Below are 13,444 nucleotides of genomic sequence, written 5' to 3' on the forward strand. Positions count from 1 at the left end.
AGCCGATAGCGTGATCGGCGTGTTGCCTCTTGTCACCGCCATCCGGTACGTGACGCCGCTGCGCGAGGGCGGCTCGCTGCCGGGGATCGTCGAGGCCGACGATCTGGGCACGTACGTCATGAAGTTCCATGGCGCGGGCCAGGGCCGCAAGGCCCTGATCGCCGAGATCATCGCGGGCGAGCTGGCCCGGCGCCTCGGGTTCCGCGTGCCCGAGCAGGTGATCATCGACCTGGACCCGGTCATCGGGCGGCACGAACCCGATCCCGATGTGCAGGACCTGCTGAAGGCCAGCACGGGGTGGAATCTCGGCGTCGACTTCCTGCCGGGGTCGCTGGGTTTCGATCCGCTGGGGTGGAAGCCGGACCGCGAGTGGGCGGCGCGGGTGCTGTGGTTCGACGCGTTCATCGGGAACGTGGACCGCAGCTGGCGCAACCCCAACATGCTGGTCTGGCACGGTCAGACCTGGCTGATCGACCATGGGGCAAGCTTGATCTTCCATCACGCGTGGGCGAACGCGGCGCGGCTGTTCTCGGGGCCCTACGACGTCGACGACCATGTGCTGACGCCGTTCGTCGGCGATCTGGGCGCGGCGGAGGCGGAGCTGGCGCCGAAGATCACGCGGGCGTTGCTGCAGGAGGTCACCGGGCTGGTCCCGGACCGGTGGCTGGAGAACGAGCCCGGGTTCGACGGACCGGAGTCCCTGCGCGAGGCGTACGTCGACATCCTGGCGACGCGGGCGGAGAAGCCCCGCGACTGGCTGCCGGATCTGGACATGAGCGGTCACAGGCCCGACACCGGCTCGCGGCGCGGCGAGAAGCGGCCCGGTTGGCTGGGTGGTCCGGCATGAGCGACAACATCTCGGGCCGTGACGACGGCAAGAAGGCGTTCGAGTACGCGGCGCTGCGCGTGATCCCGCGGGTCGAGCGGGGCGAGTTCATGAACGTGGGCGTCGTCGTCTACTGCCGCGCCCTGGACTACCTCGGCTGCCGCACGCACGTCGATGAGACCCGCTTGCGAGCCCTCAACCCGGCGCTGGACCTGGATGGCGTGCGCAAGGCGCTGGACGCCGTCGACGCCGTGTGCTGCGGCGGCGAACGGGCCGGGCAGGCCGCCTCCGAGCCGCCGGGCTCGCGCTTCCGCTGGCTCACCGCGCCGCGCAGCACGATCGTTCAGCCGGGCCCGGTGCACGCCGGACTGACGACCGACCCGGCCGCCGAGCTCGACCGGCTCCTGGAGCTCCTGGTCAAATAGTCAGTCCCACTCCCACCTGATGCCGTGGTAGCCGGTGGACATGCCGAACTCGATGAAGTGGACGCTCTGGTAGCTCGACATGCGCAGGTCGGCCAGGTCCTTCAGCGCCGTCTGCGCGTCCGGGCGCCACGTCCGGTAGCAGCGGGCCGGGAGCGTCCCCGGATGGAAGCGCACCTCGATCAGGTACTCGTGCTGCGGGGTGCGGAAGCCGCGGCCCTCCTCGGTCACCTCCGGGCCGCGTTCGTCGAAGCCGAAGCCGTACTCCAGCAGGTAGGTCTCGCCGCGTGCGAGCGCACGGTCGAACAGCAGCTCCGCGGCGATCAGCCCTGAGCTCTCGTCCATCCGCACCCGCCCGAAGCGGCAGCCGCTGGCCGTACGCGAGGAGGGCAGGACGCGGTGCGGGTGGTGGTAGACGGCGATCCAGCGGTCCACGCCGCGCTGCTGGGCCTGGAAGACCGCGCGGGTGCGGATCTCGCGCAGCTCCCGGCCGCGGCCGAGCACGTGCTGGTCGTGCAGGCTGAGGCCGGTGAGCTGGCGTTCACCGCGCTCGCCTATCTCGTCGATGAGGGCGCGTACGCCGGGTTCGGGACACAGTTCCTCGACCGGCAGCCAGGGTCCGCTGGAACGTTCGCCGGACGGTTTGAGGAGGGTGAGGAGCGAGTGCCGCGGCAGGTCGAGGATCACCTCGAGGCCGCGCACCGCGCGCAGCGAGTCGGCCCGCTCGGGGCGGGTGCGTCCACGCTGCCAGTAGCTGAGGGTGGACAGGCTGACCGCGATGCCCTGCTGTTCGAGCCGGCGTCGCAGGGATTCGAGGCTCAGCCCACGGGCTTGGATCGCCGCATGCAGGGCCACGTTGAAGGGGCCGTACTGCAGCATCTGGAGGAGATCGTCCTCCGTGACGCTCTGCACCACTGTCGGCCTCCGAGGGGATCGGGCCGTGCCCCCGTCGTCTCCGGCCTTGACAACAGCACTTGCTCTACTGGCGCTCACTGTAAGATCCCGGGCCCGAAAAGCCAAGCGCCGGAGTCCCCCGACCCGTTCAGTTTCTAGAGAGCCCGTTCAGTCCCACTCCCATTCGATGCCGAGGATGCCGTGGCGGACGTCGGCCATCGCCAGGTGTGCGCTGCCGGACGTGCCGATCCACAGCTCGTCCAGGCGCTCGTGGCGGCCGTGCCTGGTCTCCTGTGAGAAGCCGTAGCACCGGGCCGGGTAGGTCTCCGGGTGGAACTGCACGACCGCCAGGTAGTCGCGCACGGGCCGGGGGAAGCGCCGGTCGTAGTGGTCGGCGACCGGGCCGCCGCCGGGCAGCCTCAGCTCGTACTCGATCACGGCGGTGTCGCCCACGGCCAGCACCCGGTCGAAGACCAGCTCGAACGCCAGCAGCCCGCCGGCCTCGCGGACGCGGCCCGGCCGGCAGTACCGGAGCGTGGTCAGCTCGGCGCCCTCCCCCGCCGGGTGAACGCACACGACCCGGTCCACGTCGTCCCCCGCCGCCCGCAGGACGTTCCGTACCGCCAGCCCGCGCGGCCTGCGGTCGGCGCCGAGCTGGTGCACGTCATGGGTGCTGAGCCGTTCCAGCCGGTGCTCGCCCGAGCGGTCCAGCTCGCCGACGACCCGCGCGTACAGGTCCGGGTCCGGCCACAGCTCGGCGGGTGAACGCCCGCGCTCCAGCCGTCCGATAGCGGCCTGGCCGGAACCCGCCGCACCCGGCTCGGTGGTGTCGAGCGGGCCGGTCAGCGTCCCCGACGGAACGCCGAGGACCTCCTCCAGCGCCGCCACGACCGCGCGCGAACGGGGACGGCTGCGCCCGCGCTGCCAGTAGCTCAGTGTCGCGACGCTGACCGAGAGTCCGCGCTGGCCGAGCCGGTGCCGGATGCGCTCCAGGGTCAGGCCGCTCGCCTGAACGGCCTGGCGCAGCGCACCGGCGAAGTCCACGGCCGGATCGTATCGATCTCTGGAAGGAATGTTTGCAAAAGATTCCGAAACGGGGCCGATATCCAGGACCAAACCGATTCAGAACAACTCGGGCACCAGACCGTTCCACCGCTCAGAAGAGCACGGACATGAAGGTGTCGATCTCGGCGAGGCCGACGCGGCGGTAGGCGGCCCGCGCCCGCGTGTTGAAGTCGTTGACGTACAGCGAGACGGTCGGCGCGATCGAGCGCAGCGCCTCCTCCACCAGGGCGGCCATCCCGGTCACCGACCGGCCCTGCCCCCGCTCGTCCGGCGGCACCCAGACACCCTGCACCTGGCAGGCGTACGGCGTGACGGCGCCGACCTCGGCCTTGAACAGCACCCGGCCGTCCTCGATCCGGGCGAACGCGCGCCCGGCGCGGATCAGCTCGGCGACCCGGGCCCGGTAGAGCACTCCCCCGTCGCCCGCGTTCGGCGAGACGCCGACCTCCTCGGTGAACATCGCCACGCACGCGGGGTAGATCACGTCGAACTCGTCCATGCGGACCCGCCGCACGCCCGGGTCGGCGGAGATCGCGACCGGCGGCACCGCCGAGGTGGCCATGACCGGCTGCGCGGCGCGGATCGCCCGCGCCGGGCCCCAGTAGGGCTCCAGGAACTCCCACAGCTCGCGGACGGGCCCGACCGGGCCGACGATCGACGAGCAGCGCCGCCCTTGGGCCTGCGCCCGCTCACCGAACGCCCGTACGGCGTCGGGCCCCGCGTTCACCGGGATCAGGTTGGCCCCGGCGTAGCAGAGCGAGGACAGCCGCCCGTCACGCATGTAGCCCCACATCTGGGCGCCGAGCCGGCCCGGGTCGAGCCCGACGGCGTGCACGCGGGAGCTGACGAACACGTTCGCCACCGGGTCGGCGTCCAGGATCGCCAGGACCTCGTTCCGGTGCCGGTCGTCCAATACCCGCACCGGCAACGAACCCAGCATGCGCATGGTCTACCGGCCCTTGAACGCGGCCGTGGACCGGCGCACCATCAGCACTGTCAGCACCACGCCAACAAGCCTATGACGTCCGCCGGGCGCTCGCCGCCACTGGCTCCCCCGGATTGGACAGACGCTGCGTTCCGGGGTTGGAGGAACGCTGCGCGCGGCGCTCCGCCGGAGGCGGCGGGCCGACCGGGCAGGCGGCGTCCGGGCCGGGCTTGGAGGGCGGCATGGAGCCGTTGCGGAAGTAGGCCGCGACGGCCCCGTCGACGCACTCGTCGCCGTTCATCGCGACCCCGTGGTTACCCCCGCCGGTCTGCACGACCAGGCTGGAGCCCGGGAACAGGCGATGTGTCTCCAGCGCTCCGGGGTAGGGCGTCGCGGCGTCCTGGGTGCCCTGGATCAGCATGATCCGAGGCCCTCCCGGGGCGCCGTGGACGGCGGGCGGCGGGCCGCTCGGCACGCCCCAGTACGCGCACGGGGCGTTGTACCAAGCGTTACTCCACGTCTCGAAACGGTTACCCGCGCGGTACAGCCTCCAGTTGTCGCGGTGCCAGACCGCCCAGTTGCGCGGCCAGGCGGCGTCCTTGCACTGAACGGCGTTGTAGACCGCGTAGTTGTTCTGGTCGAGCCATGTCGGAGGCTTCCAGACCCGGCCCAGCGGCTTCGGGTCGTGCTTGACCAGGTAGGCCGACAGGGCCTTGGCGTGAGCGGGCCAGCCGTAGTCGCCGTAGCCGTCGGCGAGGAACAGGTCGTCCAGCTCCGAGCCGCCCATCTTGCCGCCGTCGATCGGCTTGGCGCTCAGCGATGTCCGCGCCTTGGCGTAGGCGGCGGCGACGGCCTTGGCCGTACGGCCCAGGCTGTAGACGCGGTCGTGCTTGGCCATCCAGGCGTAGTAGGCCTGGATGCGCTTCTCGAACGCCACGTCCTGGTCGAGGTTGTCGTCGTACCAGACGCCGCTCGGGCGGACGACGCTGTCGAGCACCATCCGCCGGACGTTGCGCGGGTACATGGTGGCGTAGACGGCGCCGAGGTAGGTGCCGTACGAGTAGCCGAAGTAGTTGATCTGCTGCTGGCCGAGCGCGACGCGGATCGAGTCCATGTCGCGCGCCCAGTTGGCCGAGCCCATGTGCGGCAGGACCGTCGGGTACTTGCGGGCGCAGTCGGCGGCGTACGCCCGGGCCTTGGCCTGCCAGTCCAGCTCGGCCTTGGCGCTGGCCGGAACGGTGTCGGGACGCGGGTGACCGGGGTTCTGGTAGCTCTCGTCGCAGGTCAGAGCGGGCTTGCTGGCCCCCACGCCGCGCGGGTCGAACCCGATCCAGTCGTAGGAGGCGAACACCTTCTCCGGCAGCCCGGCCTGGAAGATCCCCGGCATGTCCCGTCCGTGCGCGCCGGGCCCGCCCCGGTTGAGCAGCACGACGCCCTGGGACTTCTTGGCGGTGTGCCGGGCGCGGCTGAGCGCGAGCGTGATCTTCTCGCCGTCGGGCCGGTTGTAGTCGAGCGGAACGGTCAGGGAGCCGCATTCGAGCCCCTTCAGCCGGTCCTCCTCCACCGGATCGTTGTCCGGGCAGGACGACCAGGAGATCGCTCCGGGTACCTTGGGGGGTTTCTCGGCTTCGGCTGGCTTGGCGGCGGCTGTTCCGGCGAGGGCTCCGAGGACGGCGGCTACGGCCGTCCCGGCGACTACGTTGCGCACCCATGTGTTCTACCGAGGGTTGCCGTTCTGTAACCGGAACCTGCGCATCCCGCGATTCCCGCCGGAAAACGACGAATGGCTGCCGGGAAGGGGCGAACGGTCGCCCGGAAACGACGAACGGCCGCGCGAGTGAGGTCGCACGGCCGTTCGCCGCTGAGCGGATCGAACGATCCGATCCTTACGGGTGAAGCTACGGGTGAAGCGTTACGGGCGGCCGACCGGGAGGTCCTTGCCGGCCGTGTGAGCCACCGCGGACTTGGCCGCGTTCGGGTTCGGGTCGTTCAGGCTCGGGTCGGCCTTGCAGGTGGCGTCGGCGCCGGGCTTGCTCTTGGGGAGCCAGCCGGTGTCGAGGTAGGCCGCCACCTTGTCGTCCAGGCACTTGTTGCCGTTGAGCGTGTTGGCGTGGGTCTTGCCGCCGAGCTCGACGACCAGGCGCGAGGTGGGCAGGACCTTGTGCAGGTTGAAGCCGCCCGCGACCGGGGTCGCGGCGTCGAGCGTGCCCTGGACCATCAGGATGCCCGGCAGGCCCTTCTTGCCCTGCAGTTTCAGCGCCGGGCCGCCCTTGACCGGCCAGGTGGCGACCGGGGCGTTGAACCAGACGTTGCTCCAGGTGTTGAAGCGGTAGCCCTGCTTGTAGAGCTTGGCCGCGTCGTTGTGCCACTTCTTCCAGTTCCGCGGCCACTTGGCGTCCGCGCCCTGGACGGCGTTGTAGACGGCGAAGCCGTTGTCGTCGCCGCCGGGGTTGAGGTTCTCCAGCAGCGCGGCCGGGTCCTTCTTGGTGACCCAGGCGGACAGCGCCTGCGCGTAGGGGATGTAGTAGCCGGTGTTGTAACCGGCGTTCAGGACGATGTCGTCCAGCTCATCCGGGCCGATCTTGCCGCCGATCGGGGCCTTCTTGGCGGCGTTGCGGGCCTTGTAGTAGTTCGCCTCGACCGCCTTCTGGGTCTTGCCCAGGTGGTAGAGCGAGTCGTACTTGGCGGTCCACTTGAACCAGAACTTGATGTTGCGCTCGAACGCCTTGTCCTGCTCGAGCTGCGCGTCGTACCAGACGGTCTTGGGGTTGACGTTGCCGTCCAGGACCATGCGGCGCACGTGGTTCGGGAACAGCGTCGCGTAGGTGGCGCCGAAGTAGGTGCCGTACGAGAAGCCGTACCAGCTGATCTTCTTCTGGCCGAGCGCGGCGCGGATGTGGTCGACGTCCTTGGCGGCGTCGGTGGTGCGCATGTGCGGCAGCAGCCAGCCGAACTTCTTCTTGCAGGCGGCGGTGTACTTGGCCGACTTGGCGCGCCAGGCGTTCTCTTCCTTGACCGAGTGCGGCACGTAGTCGGGCCGGATCGGGTTCTGGAAGTTGGGGTCGCAGCTGAGGGCCGGCTTGCTGTCGCCGACGCCGCGCGGGTCGAAGCCGATGATGTCGTACTTGGCCGCGGTGGCCGCGTGGCCGACGCCGCCGAGCCAGCGCGACAGGCCCGCCGAGTAGGCCAGGCCGGAGCCGCCCGGGCCGCCCGGGTTCACGAACAGGACGCCCTGGTAGTGCTTCTTGTCCGTCGCCTTCACACGGGAGACAGCGATGGAGATCTTCTTGCCCTTGGGCTTGCTGTAGTCCACCGGAAGCTGGATCTGCGCGCACTCGGCCTTGCCGGCGAGCGAGCCAGTGCAGTTCTTCCAGGCGATGCCCTTGGCCGCGACCGGGCTGACGTCGTTGGACGCTCCTCCGGTGTTCGCCGCGACGGCGACGGCTGTACCGCCGAAGGCCGTCGCGACGGCGGCCGTGATGAGAACGAGCCTCTTCACAGAACCCCCATGCTGCTATTCGTGTGCAATAGGTGGAGATTGTGGCGGTAGCGGCCTGCTTGACGACAGAGGTTCGCGATCAGGGATGCGAAATCGTGACAAGGTTCGCGGAACTCTGTTACCACCCCAAACGTCGAGAGGCCCCTGTCCCGTGGGGACAGGGGCCTCCCTGACTTCAGTGCGGTGACTTCAGCCGGTACGCGAGGGGATCGTTACCGGATGACGTCGTTCACCGCGGCCTGGCTCTGACCGGCGTTCAGGGTGTTGGCCTGAGCGGCGGGCGGAGTCGGGTCGCCCAGCTGCGGGACGTGGACGGTGCTCTTGTTCGGCAGCTTCCCGTTGAGGAAGTAGGCGTCGAAGTAGGCGTCCACGGCGGCGGAACCACGGTGCACGATGCAGTGCGTGCGGTCGCCGTCCTGCACGACCAGGTGCGAGCCGCGCAGCGTCTTGTGGAGCTCGAGGGCCCCGGCGTACGGCGTGGCGGCGTCGTTGGTCGACTGGAACATCAGGATGTTCTTCGGCAGGTTCTTGGTGGCACCGATCTTGGTCGGCTTACCGGCCTTGGCGCCCCAGAACAGGCAGGGGGCGTTGTACCACGCGTTGCCCCACGTCAGGAACGGGTGCTTCTTGTTGATCGTGGTGTTGTCCCGCTGCCACTTGGCCCAGCTGGTCGGCCACTGCACGTCGGTGCACTGGACGCCGCTGTAGATGGCGTAGCCGTTGTCGTCGACCGGGACACCGGAGGCCTTGGTGGGAGCGCCGAAGGTGTCGAGGAGGGCCTTGACGTCACCGGCCTTGTAGGCCGAGAGACCGGCGGCGTAGGAGTGCCACACCGCCTGGCTGCGCCGGTAGCCGGCGTTCTGGATGTTGTCGGTCAGGTCGTCCGAGCCGACCACGGTCTTGGTGCCGTCGGAGTTGGCGCCGAAGACCGGCTTCTTGGCCAGCTTGTTGCGCAGACCGTAGAAGTACGCGCGGACGGCCTTCTGGGTCTTGCCCAGGTGGTAGACCGAGTCGTACTTGGCGATCCAGCCGAAGTAGTAGTTGATGTTGGTGTCGAAGGCCACGTCCTGGCTCAGGTTGGCCTTGTACCAGACACCGCTCGGGCCGACGTTGCCGTCGAGCACCATGCGGCCGACCTTCTTCGGGAAGAGGGTCGCGTACACCTGGCCGATGTAGGTGCCGTACGAGGCGCCGTAGTAGTCGAGCTTCTGGCGGCCGAGGGCGCCGCGGATGGCGTCCACGTCCTTGACCACGTCGACCGTCTTGATGTGGTCGAGCATGTTGATCTTGGAGCCCTTGCCGTACTTCTTGGCACAGGCCTTGGCGTAGCCCTTGGACTTGGCGAGCCAGGTCTTCACGCTCTTGCGGTCACCGGTGCCGTAGTCGGGGCGCGGGCCCTGGCTGTAGCTGGTGTCGCAGGTGATGGCGGGCTTGCTCATGCCGACGCCACGCGGGTCGAACCCGATGACGTTGTAGGCGGCGCGCATCGGCGCGGAGTTCTGGGCGAAGACGCGCGGGCCGAACAGGGCCCCGCCGCCGCCCGGGCCACCCGGGTTCACGACGATGTCACCCTTGGCCGGGCCCTTCGCCGTGTGCGGCGTGCGGGTCAGCTGGAGGGTGATCTTCTGGCCCTTGGGCTTGGACCAGTCGAGCGGAACCGACAGCTCGCCGCACTGCACGATCTTGGAGACCGGGTAGAGGGCGTCGTAGTTGTCGTGGACCGTCTTGACGAAGTCCGCCGGACAGGCGTGCCACTTGACGATCGACGGCTTGAACGCAGCGGCCGGGGTGGCGGCCTGCGCTCCAGCGGCCCCCAGCCCGGTGAGGCTCAGGCCGGCCGTCGCGGCCACGACGACGAGTTTCTTCACATATCCCCCTTCATCAGCTTCATCAACCCGGACAGGCATGTGTCCGGCTTGTGACAGATGAGGAAGATATTTGTCAACGAGGACCCCGTGGCGGGAGATCTGGCCCCCAGTGGATGCGCAATCGTGACAATTTGGACGGAACTCCGTGACCATTGCGAACGTTCCAAGAGCGCCGATCTTGCTCTCAGCGCCCTGTTTCGGTGCGCGAAAGGGCGCTGAGAGCAAGATCGGCGCAGTTTCAGCGCAGCGCGGGGGTGTCCCAGGCCGCAGAGGCCGAGGTCGTGGCGGTGGCCTTGGTGGGGTCGGGCAGCGGGCTGGCCTTGCAGGTCGCGTCCACGCCCTTCCTCGACTTCGGCAGCGCGCCGGTGTCGAAGTACCTGGCCACGTAGGCGTTGGCGCAGGCGTCGGCGTTCGGGCTGATCGAGATCCCGTGGTTCATGCCGCCCACCTCGTGCAGCAGGCGGGAGGTCGGGAAGCGGCGGTGCGCCTCGACGGCGCCGGGGAACGGGGTCGCGCCATCGTAGGTGGCCCCTAGCAGGAGCATGCTGTCCAGCTTCTTGCCCACGCCGATCTTGGGCTTGGGTCCCTGCTGGGTCGGCCAGAACGCGCACTGGGCGTTGAACCAGGCGTTGTACCAGGTGAAGGCCCTGATTCCGCGCTTCTGCTGGCCGGCGAAGTCGCGGTGCCAGGTCTTCCAGTTCTTCGGCCAGGCCGCGTCACGGCACTGGACGGCGGAGTAGACCGAGAAGAAGTTCTGGCCCGCGTCGTCCAGCGGCGCCCACAGCTTGAGCAGGGCCGCCGGGTCGTTCTTGACGACGTAGTCGGAGATCGCCTTGGCGTGGTCGATCCAGGTGTAGTTGCGGTAGCCGTCGGAGTTGGCGAAGAAGTCGTCCCACTCCGACGGGCCGATCTGGCCGTTGATGGGCGTGCGCTTGGCCTTGGCACGTCCCTGGTAGTACTTGCGCTCGACCGCCTTGGCGTTCTTGCCCAGGTGGTAGAGCGAGTCGTACTTGGCCATCCAGGCGAAGAACCGCTTCATGTTCTTGTCGACGGCCACGTTCTGGTCCAGCTGCGTGCCGTACCAGAAGCGCGCCGGGTTCACGACGCTGTCCAGCACGATGCGGCGCACGTGCGTGGGGAACATCGAGGCGTACACCTGGCCGAGGAACGTGCCGTAGGAGTAGCCGAAGTAGCTGGTCTTCCGCTGCCCCAGCGCCTTGCGGATGGCGTCCATGTCGCGGGCGACGTTCTCGGTCTTGATGTGCTGCAGAACGCCCTTGTAGCGGCGACCGCAGTCGGTGGCGAACTTCTTGGCCTTGCGCAGCCAGGCGTTCTCCTCGGCCTTGTCGCGCGGGACGAAGTCGGCGCGGGCGTGGCCCGGCCACTGGTAGCTCGGGTCGCAGATCAGCGAGGGCTCGCTCGCCTGGACGCCGCGCGGGTCGAAGCCGATCCAGTCGTACTTGGCGCTGACCTCGCGCGGCAGGCCGCGGGCGGGATTGGTGAAGCGCAGCGGCAGGTCGCGTCCGGCACCGCCGGGTCCGCCGCGGTTCAGCAGCACGATGCCCTGGTAGTGCGCGGTGTCGGTCGCCTTCGACCGGGTCAGGGCCAGCTTGAGCTTCTTGCCGTTCGGCTTGCGGTAGTCCAGCGGCACCTGCAGCGTGCCGCACTCCAGGCCCTTCAGCGCCGAGCCCTGCCACTTGTCGCCGTCCGGGCAGGGAGCCCAGGCGATCCTCCCGACCGCCGCGGCCGACTCGGCCCCCGAGGGCGCGGACGACGCGGACGGCGCGGCTGGCGCCGACCTCGGCGCCGCGGCGGCCGTGCCGGTGAGCCCGAGGCTCACGGCGGCGGTGATCAGTACGAGTCTCCTCACGGATACCCCTTCGTCGCGCGCGGGCTCGCCAGTGAGCCCGGCTTGCGGCTTTTCGGGGGAAATATTGGCGATCACGACGCCCGGATCGGGAGACTTGATCATCAGAGGATGCCGAATCGTAACAAGATCGACATATTTCAGAGTCCGGACATGCCACAAGACGGAAAAGCCCCCACCCGAATCGGGTGGGGGCTTCTTCTTCCGGGCTGGGGCCGGTCGCCTGACGTTCACTGGCCTCAGCCACCGCGCGAGCGCGTTACCTGAGCCAGGAGCAAGCGAAGCGAGGCTCCTGGCTCAGATCGCGAAGCGATTTCGCGCTCGCCTCCTTTGCGGTTCGGGTCCGAGCCGCTAGGCGAGGGCCCGAGGCCGCGAAGGCTGAGCAGACACAGCCTGGGTGGTCGGGGTCGGCAGCGGGCTCGCCTTGCAGGTGGCGTCCACGCCCTTCCGCGACTTCGGCAGGGCGCCGGTGTCGAGGTAGGCGGCGGTGAGCGCGTTGATGCAGGCGTTCTTGTTCGGGGTGAACGCGATGGTGTGGTTCACGCCGCCCAGCTCCTCGACCAGACGCGAGGTCGGGAACGCCTTGTGGGCCGCGAAGGCGCCCGGGCGCGGCGTCGCCGCGTCGAGGGTGGCCTGCAGGATCAGCATGCTGTTCAGGCTCTTGCCCGCGCCCACCTTCGGCGCCGGACCGCCCTTGACCGGCCAGTACGCGCACGGGGCGTTGAACCAGGCGTTGTTCCAGGTCAGAGCGCGCAGACCCTGGTTGTACTGGCGCGTGTAGTCCTTGTGCCACTTGGCCCAGTCGCGCGGCCAGGCGGCGTCACGGCACTGGGTGGCCAGGTAGATGGCGTTCTGGTTCTGGCCCGCGTCGTCCGGCGGCCCGAACTCCGACAGCAGGCCCTTCGGGTCGTTCTTCACGACGAAGTCCGACAGCTCCTGGGCGTGCGCCAGCCAGGTGTAGTCGCGGTAGCCGTCGGTGCCGACGAAGAAGTCGTCCCACTCCGACGGGCCGAGCTGCCCGTTCAGCGGCGCCTTCTTCACCTTGGCGCGGCCCTTGTAGTAGTTGCGCTCGACCGCCTTCTCGGTCTTGCCGAGGTGGTAGACCGAGTCGTACTTGGCGATCCAGCGGAAGAAGATCTTCATCCGGACCTCGAACGCGGCGTTCTGGTCCAGCTGGGTGTCGTACCAGGCGCGCTTGGCGTTCACCACGCTGTCGATGACGATCCGGCGCACGTGCGTCGGGAACATCGAGGCGTACACCTGGCCCAGGTAGGTGCCGTAGGAGTAGCCGAAGTAGCTCATCTTGCGCTGGCCGAGCGCGGCACGGATCGAGTCCATGTCGCGGGCCACGCTCTTGGTGTTGATGAACGGCAGGTACTTGCCGTACTTGCGGCCGCAGTCGGCTGCGTACTTCTTGGCCTTGCGCTTCCAGGCCTCTTCCTGCGCCCTGTTGGCCGGCACGTAGTCGGCGCGCGCGTGGCCGGGCCAGGCGTAGGACGGGTCGCAGATCATCGACGGCTCGGTGGCCTGGACCCCGCGGGGGTCGAAGCCGATCCAGTCATAGCGGGCGCTGACGGCCTTCGGGAGGCCGTTGGCCGGGTTGATGAAGCGCTGCGGCAGATCGCGGCCGCGACCCCCGGGGCCGCCGCGGTTCAGCAGGATGATGCCCGCGTAGTGCTTGGTGTCGGTGGCCTTGGCCCGCGACACCGCGACGCTGATCTTCTTGCCGTTCGGGTGCGCGTAGTCCAGCGGCACCTGGATCGTGCCGCACTCGAGCCCCTTGAGCGCGGCACCCTGCCACTTGTCGTTGTCCGGGCACGGTGACCAGGCGATGCTGCCCGCGGCCGCGGCGACCGTCTCCGCCGGCTGCTTCGGCGGGGACGACGTCGTCCCCGCCCAGGCCGCCACCCCCGCGCCGGCGAGCGTGGTGCTCGCGGCGGCTGTGATGAGTACGAGTTTCCTCACGGAATCCCCTTCAGTGCGCGCGGGCTCTCCGCCGAGCCCACATGCGGCATGCGGGGGCAATCCTGACGATCGAGACAGATGGGGTGTACGGGTTGACTGCGACAGTTGCTCAA

10 protein-coding genes are annotated in these 13,444 nt (G+C 69.1%); 2 read left to right on the forward strand and 8 right to left on the reverse strand.

All coding sequences use genetic code 11. The features are described from left to right. The first annotated feature begins 19 nt into the window (after positions 1-19). Both J4573_RS06900 and J4573_RS06905 read left to right on the forward strand, forming a co-directional pair. Positions 20-847: a HipA family kinase gene (locus J4573_RS06900; protein WP_208254387.1), complete on the forward strand. Its 828-nt coding sequence runs from the start codon at positions 20-22 to the stop codon at positions 845-847. Further along, on the forward strand, positions 844-1,251 hold the full coding sequence (locus J4573_RS06905; protein WP_208254388.1) for a DUF3037 domain-containing protein: 408 nt from the start codon (positions 844-846) through the stop codon (positions 1,249-1,251). The genes J4573_RS06900 and J4573_RS06905 overlap by 4 nt, the downstream gene beginning before the upstream one ends. Here the strand turns inward: J4573_RS06905 and J4573_RS06910 are convergent, their stop codons facing one another. From J4573_RS06910 to J4573_RS06945, 8 genes are all read right to left on the reverse strand, one after another. Next, on the reverse strand, positions 1,252-2,160 hold the full coding sequence (locus tag J4573_RS06910) for a hypothetical protein (protein WP_208254389.1): 909 nt from the start codon (positions 2,158-2,160) through the stop codon (positions 1,252-1,254). A gap of 150 nt (positions 2,161-2,310) precedes the next feature. After that, positions 2,311-3,186 carry a helix-turn-helix domain-containing protein gene (locus J4573_RS06915; protein ID WP_208254390.1) on the reverse strand — a complete coding sequence of 292 codons (876 nt, stop codon included), beginning with the start codon at positions 3,184-3,186 and terminating at the stop codon, positions 2,311-2,313. A 112-nt stretch (positions 3,187-3,298) separates the two neighbouring features. After that, complete coding sequence (locus J4573_RS06920; RefSeq protein WP_208254391.1) at positions 3,299-4,147, reverse strand: GNAT family N-acetyltransferase; 849 nt, start codon at positions 4,145-4,147, stop codon at positions 3,299-3,301. A 76-nt stretch (positions 4,148-4,223) separates the two neighbouring features. Then, a complete protein-coding gene (locus J4573_RS06925) occupies positions 4,224-5,840 on the reverse strand; it encodes an alpha/beta hydrolase (RefSeq protein WP_208254392.1) in 1,617 nt (538 codons plus the stop codon). 204 nt (positions 5,841-6,044) lie between these two features. Beyond that, positions 6,045-7,631, reverse strand: coding sequence for an alpha/beta hydrolase (locus tag J4573_RS06930; protein WP_208254393.1), 1,587 nt, complete (start codon positions 7,629-7,631; stop codon positions 6,045-6,047). Between the two features lie 212 nt (positions 7,632-7,843). Continuing rightward, a complete protein-coding gene (locus J4573_RS06935; RefSeq protein WP_208254394.1) occupies positions 7,844-9,499 on the reverse strand; it encodes an alpha/beta hydrolase in 1,656 nt (551 codons plus the stop codon). Between the two features lie 238 nt (positions 9,500-9,737). Continuing rightward, positions 9,738-11,369 (reverse strand): alpha/beta hydrolase, encoded by a 1,632-nt coding sequence (locus J4573_RS06940; RefSeq protein WP_307796517.1) that lies wholly within the window; start codon positions 11,367-11,369, stop codon positions 9,738-9,740. A 348-nt stretch (positions 11,370-11,717) separates the two neighbouring features. Continuing rightward, entirely contained in the window at positions 11,718-13,331 is a 1,614-nt protein-coding gene (locus tag J4573_RS06945) for an alpha/beta hydrolase (RefSeq protein WP_208254396.1), read from the reverse strand. Between the last annotated feature and the right edge of the window lie 113 nt (positions 13,332-13,444).

It is taken from the genome of Actinomadura barringtoniae (genome assembly GCF_017573505.1).
Taxonomy (GTDB): domain Bacteria; phylum Actinomycetota; class Actinomycetes; order Streptosporangiales; family Streptosporangiaceae; genus Spirillospora; species Spirillospora barringtoniae.

Excerpts from the sequence above, each read along its gene's own strand:
- J4573_RS06905 (WP_208254388.1), top strand. The coding sequence starts at position 844 with ATGAGCGACAACATCTCGGGCCGTGACGACGGCAAGAAGGCGTTCGAG.
- J4573_RS06920 (WP_208254391.1), bottom strand. The coding sequence starts at position 4,147 with ATGCTGGGTTCGTTGCCGGTGCGGGTATTGGACGACCGGCACCGGAAC.